12 protein-coding genes are annotated in these 18,894 nt (G+C 69.0%); 5 read left to right on the top strand and 7 right to left on the bottom strand.

Translation table 11 applies throughout. The annotated features are described in order from the left end of the window. Nucleotides 1-31: 31 nt before the first annotated feature. The 3 genes from N5K27_RS01355 (at nt 32) to cls (ending at nt 3,010) form a co-directional block, all read left to right on the top strand. Nucleotides 32-844: an undecaprenyl-diphosphate phosphatase gene (locus N5K27_RS01355; protein WP_132979961.1), complete on the top strand. Its 813-nt coding sequence runs from the start codon at nt 32-34 to the stop codon at nt 842-844. A 130-nt stretch (nt 845-974) separates the two neighbouring features. After that, nucleotides 975-1,562, top strand: a complete 588-nt coding sequence (gene ribA, locus N5K27_RS01350; RefSeq protein ID WP_087839283.1) for a GTP cyclohydrolase II — start codon at nt 975-977, stop codon at nt 1,560-1,562. Nucleotides 1,563-1,570: 8 nt separating this feature from the next. Next, on the top strand, nt 1,571-3,010 hold the full coding sequence (cls, locus tag N5K27_RS01345) for a cardiolipin synthase (protein WP_087839282.1): 1,440 nt from the start codon (nt 1,571-1,573) through the stop codon (nt 3,008-3,010). Nucleotides 3,011-3,022: 12 nt separating this feature from the next. Here cls and N5K27_RS01340 read toward each other — a convergent pair whose 3' ends face one another. Next, entirely contained in the window at nt 3,023-4,687 is a 1,665-nt protein-coding gene (locus N5K27_RS01340) for a Na+/H+ antiporter (RefSeq protein WP_279814010.1), read from the bottom strand. A 73-nt stretch (nt 4,688-4,760) separates the two neighbouring features. Continuing rightward, nucleotides 4,761-6,374 carry a glutamate--cysteine ligase gene (gene gshA / locus N5K27_RS01335; protein ID WP_207958650.1) on the bottom strand — a complete coding sequence of 538 codons (1,614 nt, stop codon included), beginning with the start codon at nt 6,372-6,374 and terminating at the stop codon, nt 4,761-4,763. A gap of 289 nt (nt 6,375-6,663) precedes the next feature. Here gshA and N5K27_RS01330 point away from each other — a divergent pair, with 289 nt between their 5' ends. Both N5K27_RS01330 and N5K27_RS01325 read left to right on the top strand, forming a co-directional pair. Further along, entirely contained in the window at nt 6,664-8,232 is a 1,569-nt protein-coding gene (locus N5K27_RS01330) for a gamma-glutamyltransferase family protein (protein ID WP_279814235.1), read from the top strand. 111 nt (nt 8,233-8,343) lie between these two features. After that, a complete protein-coding gene (locus N5K27_RS01325; protein WP_140416867.1) occupies nt 8,344-8,757 on the top strand; it encodes a hypothetical protein in 414 nt (137 codons plus the stop codon). Between the two features lie 63 nt (nt 8,758-8,820). Here N5K27_RS01325 and N5K27_RS01320 read toward each other — a convergent pair whose 3' ends face one another. The 5 genes from N5K27_RS01320 to glgX form a co-directional block, all read right to left on the bottom strand. After that, nucleotides 8,821-10,119, bottom strand: coding sequence for a solute carrier family 23 protein (locus N5K27_RS01320; protein WP_087839278.1), 1,299 nt, complete (start codon nt 10,117-10,119; stop codon nt 8,821-8,823). A gap of 99 nt (nt 10,120-10,218) precedes the next feature. Then, on the bottom strand, nt 10,219-12,906 hold the full coding sequence (treY, locus tag N5K27_RS01315; RefSeq protein ID WP_279814005.1) for a malto-oligosyltrehalose synthase: 2,688 nt from the start codon (nt 12,904-12,906) through the stop codon (nt 10,219-10,221). Then, nucleotides 12,903-15,023, bottom strand: a complete 2,121-nt coding sequence (gene malQ / locus N5K27_RS01310) for a 4-alpha-glucanotransferase (RefSeq protein WP_279814002.1) — start codon at nt 15,021-15,023, stop codon at nt 12,903-12,905. Before malQ ends, treY begins: the two co-directional genes overlap by 4 nt. Next, nucleotides 15,020-16,810 carry a malto-oligosyltrehalose trehalohydrolase gene (treZ, locus tag N5K27_RS01305; protein WP_279813999.1) on the bottom strand — a complete coding sequence of 597 codons (1,791 nt, stop codon included), beginning with the start codon at nt 16,808-16,810 and terminating at the stop codon, nt 15,020-15,022. Before treZ ends, malQ begins: the two co-directional genes overlap by 4 nt. Further along, the gene (gene glgX / locus N5K27_RS01300; RefSeq protein WP_279813996.1) at nt 16,807-18,894 is read right to left on the bottom strand and encodes a glycogen debranching protein GlgX; all 2,088 of its coding nucleotides are present in this window, start codon (nt 18,892-18,894) and stop codon (nt 16,807-16,809) included. Before glgX ends, treZ begins: the two co-directional genes overlap by 4 nt.

Genomic DNA, 18,894 nt, shown 5'->3' with positions numbered 1-18,894 from the left:
CCATCTCGTCCGCCCGCGGACGCCGACACTCATGACCGAAAACACGCTTTACCTGATCAAAGCCTTCTTCCTCGGCATCATCGAGGGCCTGACCGAATTCCTGCCCGTTTCCAGCACCGGACACCTGATCCTGGTGGGGGACTGGATCCACTTCTTCTCCGGGGATGCCAAGGTATTCGAAGTCGTCATCCAGTTCGGCGCCATCCTGGCGGTCATCTGGATCTTCCGCGAGAAGGTCGCCCACATCCTGGCTGGCATCCTGACCGGCGACAGGTTCTCGCTGAAGTTCGCGCGCAACATCATCATCGCCTTCCTGCCCGCGGCCATCGTCGGCGTGACCTTCCTGAAAGAAATCAAGACGGTGCTGTTCACCCCCGGGGTGGTCGCGACGACCCTGATCATCGGCGGCATCATCATCCTGTTCGTCGAGCGCAAGCCCCAGGGCGAGGTCAAGACCCAGAACATCAGCGAGATCACCGGTTTCCAGGCGCTGATGGTGGGACTGGCCCAGTGCCTGGCCATGATCCCCGGCACCTCGCGCTCGGGCGCCACCATCATCGGCGGCATGGCCGCCGGCCTCAAGCGCACCACCGCCACCGAATTCTCGTTCTTCCTGGCCATGCCCACGATGCTGGCAGCCTCGGTCTACGACGCCTGGAAGAACCATGAATCGCTGACCAGCAATGACGTCACCGCCATCGGCATCGGCTTCCTGGCGGCCTTCGTCGCCGCGCTGGTGGTGGTCCGGGCGCTGATGCGCTTCGTCGCCAACCATTCGTACCGGGTGTTCGGCTGGTATCGTATTGCCCTTGGAGCGGTCATCATCCTCTGGATGAGCATCTGATCCCCCCTACGCGCTTACGCGCGCCCCCCAGGGGGCGATGCGGGTGGACCGGCAAAGCCGGATCCACCGCATCCTGGGTCCTCGGACGATGTCTCGGGGCAAGGCGCTTGTCATGGAATACAGTAACGGTATGGTGACCATCAAGAACCGGGTTGTCGTTCCCCTTGAAGAGGGGGGGATTCCGCCGGAATTCATCACTTTCAACGGGTTCACGGAGGAGCACGTGGCCATCGTGTTCCCGCAGCTCAAGCCGGGCGGCACGCCGCCGCTGGTGCGCGTGCATTCGGAGTGCCTGACGGGCGATGTGTTCGGATCGCAGTTGTGCGATTGCGGCCCGCAGTTGCATGAGGCGCTGTCGTGCTTCTCGCGCGAGGGCGGGATCCTGTTGTACCTGCGCCAGGAAGGACGCGGCATCGGGCTGTACGCCAAGCTCTCGGCGTACGCCCTGCAAAAGAAGGGCCTGGACACCTTCGAGGCCAACCGGCACCTGAACCTGCCCGAGGATGCCCGCAGCTTCGAGCCCGCGGCGCAGATGCTCCAGGCGCTGGGCGTGGCGCGCATCCGGCTGCTGACCAACAATCCCGACAAGGCCAGCCAGCTCGAGGAACACGGCATCGACATCGAAAGCATCATCCCCACCGGGGTCTACCTGAACCCCAACAACCGCCGCTACCTCGAAGCCAAGGTGCGCCACAAGCAGCACACCATTCCCCTGTAGGTCGGCACATGGCCCAAGCCGACCTGCACCACCACCTGATCAATGCATGGTCCGTCGGCTGGGCGCTCTACATCGCCAGCGTCACGGTATGGATCGTGCTCCAGAGGCGCCCGCCCCTGTCGACGGTACTGTGGATATTGGTGCTGGCCCAACTGCCCTACATCGGCTATGCCGTCTACTATTTCTTCGGCCCCCAGCGCCTGAAGCGGCGGCGCCTGAAAAGGCTGCGCAGCCGCCTGCTGATCGCCAGCCAGACCGAACGCGCCCTGCTGCGCGAGCACGACCACGATACCCCGCCGCCGGTGGCGCGCATGGCGGCCCTGGCCCGCACCACCAGCGACATCCCACTGTCCTCGGCCACCGACGTGCGCCTGCTGGTGGGAGGCGAACAGACCTACGATGCGTTCATGGAGGCCATCGCCGGCGCACGCCACCACGTCCATCTGGAGTTCTACATCTTCAAGCCCGACCGCATCGGCACCGCGATCCGCGACCTGCTGATCGAGAAGGCACGCCAGGGAATCACGGTGCGGCTGCTGGTGGACGCCCTGGGCTCCGACCGCCTGGGCCGGCGCTTCCTGGCACCGCTGCGCGAGGCCGGGGCGCAGGTGGGCTTTTTCCATAACGTGCGCATCGGCCGCCGCTGGCGCCCCGTGACCAACTACCGCAATCACCGCAAGATCCTGATCTGCGACGGCAGGATAGGCTTCACGGGCGGGCTGAACGTCACCGACGACGAGGACGAGCGCGTGCGTCCCGACGCCTATCACGACGTGCACCTGCGCGTGGAAGGCGGGGCCGTGCGCTGGCTGCAGATGGTGTTCCTGGAGGACTGGGCCTACACCACCGGGCAGCGCACCGACGATTGCGAACTCGACACGCTGCTGCCCGAGGTGCCGGGTGGCCCGCACCAGTTGCAGATCCTGGTCTCCGGCCCCGACGATCCGCGCCAGTCCATCCACCGTACCCAGGTGGCGGCCATCCATGCGGCGACCGAGCGCGTGTGGCTGACGACAGCCTATTTCGTGCCCAGCGAAGCGGCATTGATGAGCCTGACCAGCGCCGCCCTGAAAGGCGTGGACGTGCGCCTGCTGGTGCCCCGGCGCAGCGACTCGCTGGTGGTGACCGCGGCCTCGCGCTCGTACTTCGACGAACTGCTGGAGGCGGGCGTCAAGATCTGGGAGTACCGGGACCGCATGCTGCACTCCAAGACGCTGCTGGTGGACGACACCTATTCGTTCATCGGCACGGCCAACTTCGACAACCGCAGCTTCGACCTGAACTTCGAGGTCACGGCCCTGGTCTACGGCGAGGACATGGCCCGCCAGCTGGGCCGGCAGTTCGAGCTCGACCTGCGCCATGCGGCCCGCGTCCCCAAGGACAGGCAATCGCCCTTCGTGCGCCGCCTGTTCGACGCCTCGGCGCGGCTGTTTTCGCCGATGCTGTAGGGCCTGCCGCCGTCAGTGCTTGCTGACCAGCGGCCCGGACAGCCAGTTCTCGGCCAGGTCCACGTCGCGCAGCAGCACGGCGAACACGTCGTCGTCGATCAGGCGCGCATCGCGCAGCCGGTACAGCTCGGTGCGCTGGGCGTAGATCGCGGCCATGCGCAGGTCGCGTTCGAAATTGCGGTGCTGGTTGGCCCGTTGGGCGATCTCGGCCGTGTCGCTTTCGGCATCGATGCGGTTGCGGTAGATCTGGGCCAGCGTGGCGGCGATGTCGGCCAGCATGGCCTTCGCGTCGTCATCGGCCAGCTCCCTTTCCATGCGGGCCTGCGCCTGCTCCAGGCCGGCCTGCGCGGCCAGCGCCAGGCGCAGCCGCGCTTCGCGCTCTTCCTTTTCCTTCATGGTCTCGACCGGCGTCGGCACCTTGGGCAGCACCAGCGGCAGCAATGAGCTGCCCAGCAGCAGCGAGCACAGGATCACCCCCGTCGCCAGGAAGATCAGCAGATCGCGGCCGGGAAACGGCACCCCGGCGGAGATCTCCAGCGGCACCGTCAGCACGCCCGCCATCGTGATCGAGCCGCGCACCCCGGACAGCGAGGTGGTCAGGATCACCCAGGTGTTGACCTTGCGCACGGGAGAGCCCTGCAACAGCATGCGAAAGCTCTTCAGGTGGTAGGTGACCCAGACCCACAGGAAACGCAGCGCGATCAGCGCCACCGTGATCGCCACCACATAGGCGAACAGGTGCCAGACCGGCACGTTGCCTGCCTCCCTCGCGTCGGCATGCGCCAGCCCGATGACGCTGGGCAGTTGCAGACCCAACAGGATGAAGGTCATGCCATTGAACACGAATTCCAGCATGGACCAGACGCTGTTGCTCTGCAGCCGCATGGCCGACGACCCCTGCCCCGATTCGGTATAGGTCATGGCGATGCCCGCCGCCACGGCGGACAGGATGCCGGACACGCCGAAATGCTCGGCCACCAGGTAGGCCGCGAACGGCGTCAGCATCAGCAGCACGACCTGTATGGCCGGCTCGTCGTCGGTCCAGCGCGCCACCATCCTGCGGCCCAGGCTCAGCAACCATGCCAGGGCGCCGCCCACGGCCAGGCCGCCCAGGGCGATGACGAGGAAGCTCAGGCTGGCCTGCCACAGCGAGAACGACCCGGTCAGGACCGCCGCGATCGCGAACTTGAAGGCCACCAGGCCCGAGGCGTCGTTCATCAGGCTCTCTCCTTCCAGCACGTGCTGCAGCTTGGGAGGAAGCCGGTTCTTGCCGACGATGGCCGATACCGCCACGGCGTCGGTGGGGGACAGCACCGCGCCCAGCGCGAAGGCGACGGGCAGCGAGATGGCGGGTATCAGCCAGTGGATGAAGTAGCCCACGCCGACCACGGTGAAGATCACCAGGCCCAGCGCCAGGGCGAGAATCGGGCCGCGCAGCTGGTACAGCTGGCGCTTGGGAATGCGCCAGCCATCGACGAACAGCAGCGGCGGAATGAACAGCAGCAGGAACAGCTCGGGATCGAATCTCACCTTCAGGCCGAAGGCCGGTGCCGCCAACAGCGCGCCGATGGCGATCTGGAACAGGGGTAGCGGCAACCGTATCGGGGACAGCCTGGACACCACTCCCGACATCGCCACTGCCAGCAGCAGCATCAGCACGGTGAAGACGATTTGCATGGAAACACGGCCTGGCGAGGAAAACCGTCGTCAAGCCTACCACCAAACCGGACCGGGCCCGGACCTTCCCCGGCTACTTGCCCAGCAGGCCGGCCTGGTACGCCGCCACGAACTGGCCGAAATCGCCCGTCTGCACGCGCTCCAGTTCGCGCTGTTCGGCCAGGGACTGTTCGGCCAGGGCACGAAAGCCCGCCAGTTGCTCGCCGGTGCAGGGCTGGGCGCGGAAGTGCTCCGCATGCTGCCGGCTGGTTTCCAGCATGAAGGCCTGGAACGTCATCCCGCTGGCGCGCAGGGCTTCGAGCACGCGGGCCGACGGCGTCAGCTCGGGCGCTTCGACCTTGGCGCGCTGCGCGGCCACCGAGGCCGCGTAACCGGTCTCGCCGTGGACCCGGTCGAGCAGGTCGGCACAGGCGGCGATGCGATCCAGCAATTCTTCGGCCCACGCGCGCAGGCCGATCTCGCTGCCCTCGCGGTTCAGGACCAGGCCGGGCTGGCGGCCCCGCTTGACCACGGTCAGGAAGTTGTTGGCGCTGAGCCGGCAATGTCCGCCGTCGCCGAACAGCGGGCTTTCCTGCAGCGTGCAATACAGCAGGAAGGCATCCAGGAAGCGGCTGGTGGTCTCGTCCATGCCCACGGGCAGGAAGGGATCGATATCCATGCAGCGCACTTCCACGTACTGCACGCCGCGTTCGGCCAGCGCGCGCAAGGGCCGCTCGCCGCTTCGGGCGACGCGCTTGGGCCGGATGCTCGAATAGTATTCGTTCTCGATCTGCAGGATGTTGGTGTTGAGCTGCACCCACTCCCCATCGCGCACCGTGCCTATCTTCTCGTACTCGGGCCAGGGCGTGCTGACCGCTTCGTACAGGCGCGCGACGTAGGTCGACAGATCGTTGTAGCAGGGCTTCAGGCCGGCCTGGGCCTTGTTCTGGTAGCCCAGGTCGCTCATGCGCAGGCTGGTGGCATGAGGCAGGTACAGCGTCTGGTCGTCCAGCCGCTCGAGCTGGTGCGGGCGGCCCTGCAGGAAATCGACCGACAGCGCCGGCGAGGCGCCGAACAGGTACATCAGCAGCCAGCTGTAGCGGTTGAAGTTGCGTATCAACCCGACGTAGCGGGCCGACTGGCGATCCTTGTCCGAGATCCCGGCGGGCTCGCCGGCGTCGGCCAGCAGCGGCCAGAGATCTTCCGAGAACGAGAAGTTGTAATGGATGCCGGCGATGCACTGCATGGCCTTGCCGTAGCGATAGGCCAGGCCGCGCCGGTACACGTGCTTGAGCATGCCGATGTTGGAAGTCCCGAACCACGCGATGGGAATGTCCTTCTCGGGCGGCAGGCCGCACGGCATGGACTGGTTCCACAACAGCTCGCCGCCCAGTTCGCCATGGACGAAGCGATGGATGTCGCGCAGCTCGGCCAGCAGCGACTCGTGGCCGACGTGGGTGCCGGTGATCAGTTCGATCAGGGCTTCCGAATAGTCCGTGGTGATGCTCGGGTGCGTCAGCGCAGCGCCCAGCGCGGCCGGGTGCGGGGTCATCGCCAGGTGACCCCGGGGGTCGACGCGCAGGCTTTCTCGTTCGATGCCATGAAGCCTGCGGGCCAGCACGGCGCGATGCGCGGGCTGGTCCAGCAACGCCAGGCGGCGGTCTAGCAGATCACTCACGGATGTCCTTGAATTCGTACGGCCTCGCATGGCCGCGGCCGGCATGGGCGTGTTTATATCCCAATTGCCGCCCACGCGCCTACGCGGCAGGGCGGCACATTATAGGTGTGGGGCCGGATGCTCCTGGAATTCCCTTACAAGGCTGCGTTCTTTTCGTGGCTGCCGTAGCCAAGCATACCCCGGCCGGCCTTTCCCCCGCCGAGCCGGGGGAAATACCCCACGCGCCCGCGGTCTGGGCCACAATCACGCTTTCCACAGCCCACGGAATGCGTCGATGCCGCTCTCGTTCAGCCCCAACCCCATACGCGGCAGCCGCGCCATGGCCGTCGCTCCGCACGCACTGGCCTCGCAAAGCGCGCTGGCCGTCATGCGCGAAGGCGGCAATGCCGTCGAGGCGATGATCGCGGCGGCGGCCACCATAGCGGTCGTCTATCCCCACATGAACAGCATCGGCGGGGATGGCTTCTGGCTGATCAGCCGCCCGGACCAGCCGCCCGTGGCGCTGGAAGCCTGCGGCGCGGCGGCGGCCGCCGCCGACATCGCCTCGTACCGGGAGCGCGGCCTGGACGCGATCCCGTTCCGGGGCGGCCTGGCCGCCAACACGGTGGCCGGCACGGTATCGGGCTGGAATGCCGCCCACGAATGGTCCCGGCGCGAACTTGGCGGCCGCCTGCCGCTGTCCCGCCTGCTGGCGGACGCCGTCGACTACGCCCGCCGCGGCATGCCGGTCACCGCCAGCCAGGCCGCCTGCACCCAGGCCAAGCGCGAGGAACTCTCGGGCGTTCCGGGATTCGCCGACACCTTTCTTCCCGGCGGGGCGCCTCCCGCGGCCGGCGCCCTGTTCCGCCAGCCGCGGCTGGCCGATACCCTGGAACATCTGGCGCGCGCCGGCCTGGACGACTTCTACCGGGGCGAACTGGCCCAAGCCATGGCTCGCGATCTTGCCGACGCCGGCAGCCCGCTCGTGGCGGCCGACCTGGCCGCCCACCAGCCGGTCTGGAAGACGGCGCTGGTGCTGGAACACAGCCGCGGCAAGGTCTACAACGTCCCTCCTCCCACCCAGGGCCTGGTGTCGCTGCTTATCCTGGGCCAGCTGGACCGCCGCCTGCCCCGCGAACTGGATCCCGCCGGCGCGGACTACGTCCATCTTTGCGTCGAGGCGACCAAGCTGGCCTTCGGCGTGCGCGACGCCCACATCACCGACCCGGCGCACATGGATGTCGACCCCCAGTCCCTGCTGGCCCCGCGGGAATTGGACGCCATGGCCGCCAGGATCTCCGCGGACCGGGCCGCCCCGTGGGGCCAGGGCAAGGGGCCGGCCGATACGATATGGATGGGCGCGGTGGACGCCCAGGGCGTCGCGGTGAGCTTCATCCAGAGCATCTATCACGAGTTCGGCAGCGGCGTCGTGCTGCCCGGGTCGGGGGTCAACTGGCAGAACCGGGGATGCAGCTTCTCGCTCGACCCGCGATCGCGCAATCCGCTGATGCCCCGCCGCAAGCCCTTCCACACCCTGAATCCCGCCATGGCCCACCTGGCCGACGGGCGCACGCTGGTCTACGGCAACATGGGCGGCGACGGCCAGCCCCAGTCGCAAAGCGCCGTCTTCACCCGCATCGTGCACTTCGGCATGAATCCCCAGGCGGCGGTGGACGCACCCCGCTGGCTGCTCGGCCGTACGTGGGGGCAATCTTCGGACACCCTGAAACTGGAGTCGCGCTTCGACCAGGCCACGGCCGACGCGCTGCGGGCACGCGGACACGAGGTCGAGATGCTGCGCCCCTATGACGAGACCATGGGCCACGCCGGTGCGATCCTGCGCCAGGCCGACGGTACGCTCGAGGGCGGCGCGGACCCGCGCAGCGACGGCTCCGTGGCCGCATGGTAGAGGTGGCGCCGATTACCAACGGACAAGATTCCACGTAAAACCTTACACAGCGTGGCCGCGAAGCCGTCTAGATTGAAAAGCGTGGTGTTTTCGATCTACGAGGAGCACGCGATGAAGCATACCGACTACGCGGCGCGGCCCCCCCATGGGGGCGGCTTTTCTTCCCTGGGCCGTACCGGGATGAAACACTTCGCCCTGGCCATCGGCCTTGCCGGCTGCTGCGCCGTGGCATACGCCCAGCAGGCGCCGACGCGGGACCAGGCCACCCAGGCCCTGCAGAACGCCATGCAAAGGGAAATCCAGTCCATGAACAACCAGCAGGGCTTCGATAGCCCGTCGGCGACCAGCATGACCCGCTCGCTGGAGGTCAAGGCGCTGAACAACTGCAGCGCCTCGGGCTCCCAGAGCGTGACTTGCGACGTCACGACCAGCGCAGACGTCAAGGGCAACCGCCGCGAGGGTACCCACCGCTACGAGTTCTACCAGCAGGGAGGCCGCTGGGAGGCCAGGCTGCCGGCCTCCTGAGGTCGAGCCCGGCAGGACGCCGGCGCGGCCGTCATGCCTTGCGCATGCCGGCCGCGCTTGCGTTCAGCGCTTGCCGGCCCCTGCCAGCAAGGCGTTGAGCAGGATGGCGCCGAAGGTGGCGGTACCGATTCCGCCCAGCGCGAAGCCGCCGAAATGCAGGGTGAAATCGCCCGTGCCCAGTACCAGCGTGACCGCGGCCACGATGAGGTTGCGGTTGTCGGAGAAATCGACCCGGTTCTCGACCCAGATCCGCGCGCCGGCCACGGCGATCAGCCCGAACACCACGATGGAGACGCCGCCCAGCACCGGCCCCGGGATAGTCAGGATGACCGCGCCGAACTTGGGCGAGAATCCGAGCAGGACGGCGATCAGCGCGGCGATCACGAACACCAGCGTCGAATAGATGCGGGTGACGGCCATGACGCCGATGTTCTCGGCATAGGTGGTCAGGCCCGTGCCGCCCACGCTGCCCGACAGCATGGTGGCGACGCCGTCGCCGACGAAGGCGCGGCCCACGTAGCGGTCCATGTTGTAGCCGGTCATGGCGCTCACCGCCTTCAGGTGCCCCAGGTTCTCGGCCACCAGGATCACCGCCACCGGCGCGATCAGGATCATCGCATCCAGCTTGAACACCGGGGCGGTGAAGCGGGGCAGCCCGAACCACGCGGCCTGCGCGACCGGCGCGAAATCGATGGGCTTGCCCAGTCCCATGCCGTTGGTCAGCAACGCGTAGAGCACATAGGCGAGCAGCAGTCCGGCCAGGATCAGCAGGCGCTGCAGCATGCCGCGCGTGAAGACCGCGACGACGCCCACGCACAGCACGGTCGCCAGCGCCATCCAGGCGTCGAAGGAATTGGCGGTGACGCCCTTGACCGCGATGGGCGCCAGGTTCAGGCCGATGACGGCCACCACCGCGCCCGTGACCACGGGAGGCATGAAACGCTCGATCCAGCCCGCGCCGGAAGCCATCACCACCAGCCCGATCAGCGCGTAGACGACGCCGCAGGCGATGATGCCGCCCAATGCCACGGCGATGTTGCCGTTCAGCCCCGACCCGCCGTATCCCGTGACCGCGATCACCAGCCCGATGAAGGCGAAGCTGGACCCCAGGTAGCTGGGCACCCTGCCGCCGACCACCAGGAAGAACAGCAGCGTGCCGATGCCCGACATGAAGATCGCCAGATTGGGATCGAAGCCCATCAGGAGCGGCGCGAGCACCGTCGAGCCGAACATCGCGACCACGTGCTGCACCCCCATGGCCAGCATCTGCGGCCACGGCAGACGCTCGTCGGGCGCGATGACGCGCCCCCCCTCCAGGCTGCCCGGCTGTTCGCGCCAGGCCGGAAAGTATGAACCCGCCATAGATACACTCCCTCGCTTTGTTTTGATTTTTGCCCACATGGAGCAGCGCAAGTGTAGAGGTTCCACCGGCCCGGCGGGTGGTCGGGAGCCAACGCGGGATCAGGCGTGCATCAGGGCGACCGGAAAGGCGGCCAGGGCGTCGGCCACGCGCACCGTCCCGCCGGCCACGGCGCAGGAGCGGCCGTCCAGGACGTTGCGCAGGGCGCCGTCCCTGACGAGGCCCGACAGGTCGATGGACGTGTCGCCCCAGGCCCCGGGGGGCACGTGCGGAACCGGCGACGGGCCGGAGGCCAGCACCAGCGCCGAAGCGTGCAGCGGCACGATCGCCACGGCGAACCGGTCCTCGTGGCGGCGGGCGAAGGCCAGCACCGCATCCCGGGCGTCGCCATGCGCCGCAAGCGGCAGATAGTCGCCGCGGCGGAACAGGTCCGGATCGCGCTGCCGCAAGGCCAGGGCGCGCCGGATCAGCTCGAACTTGATGTGCCCGTCGCGCCAGTTCGCCACCAGCGAGGCGCAATCGGCATCGGACGCCAACGCGGCGCGGCGCCGGCCGTAGTCCACCGGCCGGCGGTTGTCCGGATCGACCAGGCTGAAATCCCAGAACTCGGTACCCTGGTAGAGATCGGGCACGCCCGGCGTGGACAGCCGCAACAAGGTCTGGGCCAGGCCGTTCAGGGCGCCCGCCGCGCCGGCGCGCGCCACGAAGGCCGACAGTTCCAGCAGGCTGCGGCCGTTGCGGCGGGGATCGAGCACGGCGCGCAGGAAGGCGTCGCAGGCCTGCTCGTATTCGTCGGCGGGCGTCACCCAGCTGGAGCGCAGCTTGGCCTCGCGCAGGGACTTGGTCTGCCACTCCCCTACCCGCTCCGCCAGCGCCGCGATGCCGGCCTCGTCGGCGATGGCCAGATCCAGGGGCCAGGCGCCGAACAGGGTCTGATACAGCATGTATTCGTCCGCCGGCGCCGGACGCGGCCCCTCGCGCGCCTTGAGCGCCTCGTGGCGGCGCATCCATGCGCCCACCAGCCGCAGCCACTCGTCCCCGAACTCGCTCAGCACGGCCAGGCGCGCCCGGGCGTCCTCGCCGCGCTTGTGGTCATGGGTGGCGGTGGCCAGCATGGCATCGGGGAAACGGGCCGCGCGCGCCAGCACCTTGCGGTGGAAACCTTCGGCATCCAGCGAGAACACGCCGGGATCGGAGCCGACCTCGTTGCGCGACAGCAGCCGTCCGTAGCGGTAGAACCCGGTATCCTCCACCGACTTGGCCGCCAGCGGCGCCGTCAGTTGCTGGAACCTGCGCAGGGCTTCCCGGCGCCAGGCCCGCAGCGCAGGCGTGGCCGGCGCGTCCGGCGCCTGTCCCAGCCATTGCGCCAGCAGTTCCAGCAACCCGTGATCGGCACGCCGCAGGACCTGCCGCGCGCCCTTGCAGGCGATTCCCATGGCCACCTCATCGGCCGCCAGGGGCGTCTCGCCCCCGACGTAGCTGCGGTAGACGGGGAAATGCACCAGCAGTTCGGTCAGCACCCGGCGGATGGCGGGCGCCCCCCAATCCCGGGTAGCGAGGTCGGTGCGCGCGATGCGGTGCAGTATGCGGACCAGCGCGTCGCACTCGCCCGCGAAGCTCTGCGCGACCAGCCGGCGCCGCACGTCCAGCACCAGCGCGCGAAAGCCGCGCGCCTCGCCCGACACGGCCTCCCATTGCGCCGTCAGGCGCGCCTCTCCTTCGGGGTGGTGCAGCAGCGCGCCCACGTCGTTCATGAAGTCGTAGCCGGTGGTCCCCTGCACGCGCCAGCTCGCCGGCAGGGGTTCGTCGGACGCCAGTATCTTCTCGACCACGATATACGGCACGTCGCGCGGACATCCGGCGGGCCGCCCGCCGTCGAGCGCGGCGAGGTTCTCGCGCAGGTAGCGGCAATAGGCCTCGGGATCGGCCAGTCCGTCGATGTGGTCCACGCGCACGCCATCGATCAGTCCCTCGGCGTACAGGCGAAACGGCAACGCATGGATGGCCTCGCGCGTGTCCTCCCTTTCCACGCGCACGCCGATCAGGTCGCTGACCTCGAAGAAGCGCCGCCAGTTGATTTCCTCGGCCGCCGTGCGCCACCACGCCAGCCGGTAGTGTTGCCGTTCCAAGAGCGCGTGCAGGCGCGCCCGGCCCTCTGGCCGCGTGGCGTCATAGGCCTCCGGAGGCTGGGCCGCGATCTCGGCCGCGCAATCGGGGGCGATCGGAAAGCGTGCGTCGAAATAGGCGATGACAGGCTCGCCCGTCTCCTCGTCCAGCCGTACCGACAACTGGCCGGCGGCCAGGACCTGGCCGTACTGCTCGCCCAGGAAAGGGGCCAGCACCTTGCCACACAGCGCCAGGTCGGCCGGTTCCCAGTCGATGTCGAAGAACTCGGCATAGGGGCTGGCGCGCCCCAGCTTGAGCACGCTCCACCACCAGGCATTCTCTTTTCCCACGCCCATGTGATTGGGCACGATATCCACGATCAGGCCCATGCCGTGCTCGCGCAGCCGCGCCACCAGCCTGCGCAGCCCCTCCTCCCCTCCCAGTTCGGGGCTCACGCAGCCGTAGTCCACGGTGTCGTAGCCGTGCATGGACCCCGGGCGGGCGCGCGTGATGGGCGAGGCATACAGATGGCTGATGCCGAGGTCGCGGAAATACCCGACCTGTGCGGCGGCTGCCTCGAAGGGAAAACCCGCGTGGAACTGCAGGCGCGCCGTGGCGCGCGGCACGCCGCAGGCGACGATGCCCTGCCCGGCGGCCCGCGCCGGGAAAACGGATCCATTCATGCCCTCCCCCTCGTCCTGGCCAGCAAGGCGGCGCGCCCGGCGGCGCCGGGCTCCTCGAACAACGATTCCACCGGTAGCGGCATGCGGCGCCGCCAGTTCGGATGCGTATCGACGGTGCCCGGCAGATTGGGTTGTTCCTGAAGGCCCAGCATGTCCTCCAGCGGCACGACCAGCAGCGGGGCCGGCGTTTGCGCCACGAAATCGAGCACCGCCGTCACCGGCGCCTCCGGCGGGAGCGGATCGCCGGCGCCCACCGTGCCGGCGCGGCCCAGGTCTTCCCACAGGCGGGCCCGGTCCTGGCCCCGCTCCGCCTGCTCGGCCTCGATGCCGCGGCCCTCGGCCAACAGGCCCAGTTCGGCTCGCCAACGGATGTCGGTACCCTGCCACCATCCCGCCACCGTCGGCAGATCGTGCGTCGTCGTGGTGGCCAGCGCCTGCCGCGACCAGCCGCCCGGCGCCCTGAACGGCGCGCCGGGCCAGGTCCCTTCCCGGTTGAACCACAGAACGTCCATGCCCAGCATGCCGGCGCGCGCGATCTGCTCGTTGAAGCCCTCGGGCACCGTGCCCAGGTTCTCGCCGATCACGATGGCGCGATGCCGCCACGACTCCAGCGCGATCAGGCGCATCATGTCCTGGAAGGGATAGCGCACATAGGCCCCCTCGTCCGGCGATGCGCCTTCCGGCACGAGCCACATGCGCGACAGGCCCAGCGCATGGTCGATGCGCACGCCGCCCGCGTGCGCCAGGCTGGCCCGCAGCAGCTCGATGAAGGCGCGGTAGCCGTTGGCGGCCAGCGCGCGCGGGGAAAACGCCGTCAGCCCCCACGCCTGGCCGCGCGGATTGAAGAGATCCGGCGGCGCCCCTGGCGACAACCGGGCCAGCACCTCCTCCTGCCGCGCCCAGGCATGGCTGCCCGAGGGATCCGTGCCGACCGCCAGGTCCGAGATCAGCCCGACAGGCATGCCGGCCCGGCGCGCCGCGGCCTGCACCTCGGCCAACCCGCGCGCGGCGAGCCATTGCAGGAAGACGTGGAATCGCACCTCGTGCTCGTGCTGCGCGGCAAAACGCGCCACCTCCGGGCTGGCGGGCGAGCGGAACGCCGCCGGCCATTGGCGCCAGCCCGACCGGTCCCGGGTCTGCTCCACGCGCCAGGCGTGGATGGCCTCGAAGCGCGCATGCGAACGCAGCGGTTCGCCGCCTTCCCGCTCGAATGCCTGGAAGTCCTCGTGCATGCGCGGTGGCGCATTGCGCGGAAAATCGTCGAACAAGGCCCGCAGCACGGCCAGCTTGGCCCGCCCGGCCGCAGGCCAGTCGACCAGCGACAGCCCCGCCAGCCGCGACAGCTCGTCCCCCAGCCCCCGCGCCGAGACGGCAGCCAGGGCCTGCGGCCCGAACAACGCGGCCGGATCGGCGTACAGGACGTTCAGGAACAATCGGCTGGAAGGGGCATAGGGGCTGTAGCGTCCCGGATCGGCGCTGAACATCGCGTGCACCGGACTGACGGCGATGGCGGACGCGCCCCGCGCGGCCGCCTGTTCGGCCAGCAGCCGCAAGGCGGTGAAATCGCCGAATCCCGAGCTGCCCGCGGCGATGGATGCCGCGGCATCGCGGCGCAGGCCGTAGAGCTGGACCCCCAGGGACCAGAGACGGGCCGGCGCGCCATGCAAGGCGTCATCGATCGCGAAGCACCGGTCCGGCGCGACGGCCAGCGTGCAGGCGGCCTGGCCCAGCTGCAAGGTGTGATAGCCGGGCCGGTCCACGCCAGGCAGGACGAGCGCGCCGCTGGCGCCGCGCCGGGCGATCCCGCTCATGCGCCCGCCGTCCTCGAAAGACAGCTGGAACGGCAACTCGGCCTCGCTCCCGGCCCAGGGCAGTTCGACCGGCGCTCCCGGCGACGCGGTCTTCAACGCCGGCAGCCCCTGTCCGCTTTCGTGCTCGAGCCGTTCCAGGCAATCGGCGACGCCCGCGGGCGTCTCCACGTCGAAGCCGAGTTCGGTCAGCAGGGTACGCAGCACCTCCGGCGCCACGACCTGCTCCCGGCCCATGGCATCCCGCCAATGCACGGCGACGCCGGCCGCGCCGGCCAGGCGCTCGAGGTCGTGATCGGGTCCTCTCATGAAGTCTGCGCCTCCGTCCAGGCAAGGGTGCACGTGGGATCGAGCACGCCCTGCCGCAAGCCGCGTGCCAGCCCCTGGCGACTCTCGAACAGCAGCGCAAAGGCCGCGCCGGGCTGCGTCGCCGTCACCGCGTCGTCGCCGAAATTGGAGGCGATCGCCAGCACGCGCCCATCCCCCAGGCTCCAGCGCGCCTCGACCGCGCTGTCGCTCAGGGCGCGCGCCCCCAGGGCCCGCGTCGCATCCAGGCTGGGCATCAGCGCCTCGCGCCGGCAGCGCAGCAGCGCCTGGTAATACGCAAACCAGCCCCCCGTGTCCTGGAACAGGCCGCGCCGCGACGCTTCGAAGGTGGATGCCTCGTTGGGATCCGGGATGGCGGCCCGCGCGGCGTCGTCGGCGAACGCGGGAAAACTCTCGAACTCCTTGCGCCGCCCTTCCCGCACCGCGCCGGCCAGTTCCGGACCATGGCAGGTGAAGTACAGGAACGGCGTTTCCACGCCGTATTCCTCGCCCATGAAGATCAACGGGATCTGGGGCGCCAGCAGCACCAGCGCCACCGCCGCGCGCAGCGCCTCGCTGCGGTCTCCCACCAGGGTCCGCAGGCGCTCGCCCAATGCCCGGTTGCCGATCTGGTCGTGGTTCTGAAGGAACAGCACGAAGCTGGTCGGCGGCAGGTGCGCCGACGGCCGGCCCCGGTGCTGGCCGCCGCGATGGGCCGACGGCTCGCCCTGGTAGACGAATCCCTCGGCCAGGCAGCGCGCCAGGCGCGCCGCCGGCCGTTCGTCATAGTCTCGGTAATAGCCCTGGTTCTCGCCCGTGAGCAGGCGATGCAGGACGTGGTGGCCGTCGTCGTTCCACTGCGCGTCGAACTCATGTTCCAGCAGCGGCACGGCGTTGCCATCGTGCTCGATGACCAGGTGCACGTGCCGTTGGCGGTCGGTCGCCTGCCGGATGGCGTGGGCCATCTCCTCCAGCCAGTCCTGCTCGGCAATCGCATGCACCGCATCCAGCCGCAAGCCGTCGAAACGGTATTCGTGCAGCCAGTACGCGGCGTTGCCGGTGAAGAATTCCCGCACCGGCCGGCGGCGGAAATCGATGGCCGGCCCCCATGGGGTGTGCACGTCGTCGCGGAAGAAGGACGGCGCATAGGCGTGCAGGTAATTGCCGTCCGGCCCGAAATGGTTGTAGACCACGTCCAGGAAAACCATCAGCCCCAGGCCATGGGCCTCGTCGATCAGGGCCTTGAGGGACTCCGGCGTGCCGTAGGCGCGGTCCGGCGCATAAGGGAGCACGCCGTCGTAGCCCCAGTTCCGGGTGCCGGGAAAATCGGCGATGGGCATCAGCTCGATGGCCGTCACTCCCAGTTCGGCCAGGCGCGGCAGGTGGCCGCGCACGCCGTCGAAGCCGCCCATGGCGCCCACGTGCAGTTCGTAGATGACCGCCTCGCTCCAGGGTCGGCCGCGCCATCTCGTATTGCGCCACCGGTAGGCGGCCGGATCGACGACCACGCTGGCATCGTGCACGTCGCCGTCCTGCATGCGCGAGGCGGGATCCGGCACCGCGGTTCCGTCCGCCAGGCGATACCGGTAGCGCGTGCCCGCGCCGCGAGCCACCTCGGCCTCGAACCAGCCTTCCCGCCTGGCCTGCATGGGGACCACGGACGCTTGCGCCGTGCCGGGATCGAGCTCCACCGACACCGCCTGCTGGCCCGGCGCCCACAGGCGAAAGCGCGTCCTGTCCGGCCCCAGCAGGCGAGCACCGAATTTCTCGGAAAGCAGAGTTTTCTTCATGGCGAGTTCATCCTGCAACCCAGCAGCACCACGCTGCGCGGGGCCAGCTCCAGCGGCATCTGGACCACGTCGGCCTCGGGCGCCTCCGGGCGGCTGCTGTCGATCAGCATGCGCCAGCGCACGGCCGGCGCGGGCAAGGCGAACGAGACGGCATGGCCGTGGCCGTTGACCAGCAGCTGCGTGACTTCGATGCGGCCGTCGTGCCGGACCGCCCGCCGCAGCACCAGCGCGCGCCGGCCGGGATCGTTCCACGCCTGGCTGTCGACCCGTTCCCCATGCTCGTCGAACCAGCCGATCTCGGCCAGGCCATCCTCGACGAAGTGGTAGTCCGCCATGTAGCGCTCACTGCGCAGGGACGGATACTCGTGCCGCAGCGCGGCCAGCCTCGCAACGAAGGCCGTCATGGCCCGGCCTTCGCCGGAGGCGGCCAGGCGCCAGTCGAACCAGGAGATCTCGTTGTCCTGGCAATAGGCATTGTTGTTGCCGGACTGGGTACGGCCGAACTCGTCTCCGCCCAGCAGCATGGGCGTGCCGTGCGCACAGAACAGCGTCGCCAGCATGGCCCGCGCCACCGCCGCCCGGGTCTCCAGCACGGCCGGATCCAGGGTCGGTCCCTCGACGCCCCAATTGCTGCTGTGATTCTCGTTGCTTCCGTCGCGTCCTTCCTCGCCGTTGGCCTCGTTGCGCTTGTGGGTGTAGCTGACCAGGTCCGCCAGCGTGAAACCGTCGTGCGCGGTGACGAAGTTGATCGAGGCCCACGTCCGGCGATGGCGGCGGTTGAACAAATCGCCCGATCCCGCCAGCCGCGTGGCCAGCTCCGGCCGCACGCCCTCGTCGCCGCGCCAGAAACGGCGCACGGTATCGCGGAAGCGGTCGTTCCACTCGGCGAATCCCGGCGGATGATGGCCAACGTGATAACCGTCGGGGCCGATGTCCCAGGGTTCTGAAATCAGCTTGAGGCGCGACAGCAGCGGGTCCTGCAGCAGCGCGTCGAAGAAGCCCGCCCCCGGATCGAAGCCGCCGGCCTCGCGGCCCAGCGTCACGCCCAGGTCGAAGCGGAAGCCGTCCACGCGAAAGGCCTCGGCCCAGTAGCGCAACGAATCCATCACCATCTGGATCACACGGGGATGCGACAGGTTCAGCGTGTTGCCGCAACCCGTGTCATTGATGTAGTGACGCTCGTCGCCGGGCACCAGGCGGTAGTAGCTGGCATTGTCCAGCCCGCGCCACGACAGGGTCGGCCCGGTCTCGCTGGCTTCGCAGGTATGGTTGTAGACCACGTCCAGGATCACTTCGATGCCGGCCGCGTGCAGGTTGCGCACGGCGGTCCGGATCTCGTGCAGCTCGTTGCGCGACAGATAGGCGGGCTCGGGCGCGAAGAACGACAGGCTGCTGTAGCCCCAGTAATTGCGCAGGCCGCGCTCGACCAGGAAACGGTCGTTGACGTGGGCATGGATGGGCAGCAGTTCCAGCGACGTGACGCCCAGCGACAGCAGATGATCGATCAGCGCGGGATTGGTCAGCGCGCGAAAGGTGCCCCGCTCGATGGGCCGCATGTCCTCGCGCGAGATCGACATCCCCCGCACGTGGGCCTCGTAGATCACGGTCTGGCCCCACGGCCATTCCGGCCGCTGGTCTCCGTGCCAGTCGAAGGCATCGTCCACGACCACGCACTTGGGCACCGCGGCGGCGCTGTCGCGGCGGTCCATGCCGCGATCCTCGCGCCGGAAGCCGTTCAGCGCGTCGGTCCAGCGCAGCGACCCGGCCAGCTTGCGGGCATACGGGTCGATCAGCAGCTTGTGCGGATTGAAACGGTGGCCATGCTGCGGCTCGTAGGGGCCGAATGCCCGGTAGCCGTATACCTGCCCCGGCCCCGCCCGCGGCAGATAGCCGTGCCAGACTTCGTCGGTGCACTCGGGCAGGGGCATGCGCGCGATTTCCTTGCGCCCCGATTCATCGAACAGGCACAGATCGATGCGGTGCGCGTGCGCCGAGAACACGGCGAAGTTCACGCCCATTCCGTCGCAGTGGGCGCCCAGGGGATAGGGGCGGCCCGGCAGCAAGCGATCGACGACGGCGCCCAT

It is taken from the genome of Pigmentiphaga sp. GD03639, from assembly GCF_029845405.1.
GTDB lineage: Bacteria > Pseudomonadota > Gammaproteobacteria > Burkholderiales > Burkholderiaceae_B > Pigmentiphaga > Pigmentiphaga daeguensis.
This window is presented reverse-complemented; position numbering and strand designations above follow the sequence as displayed.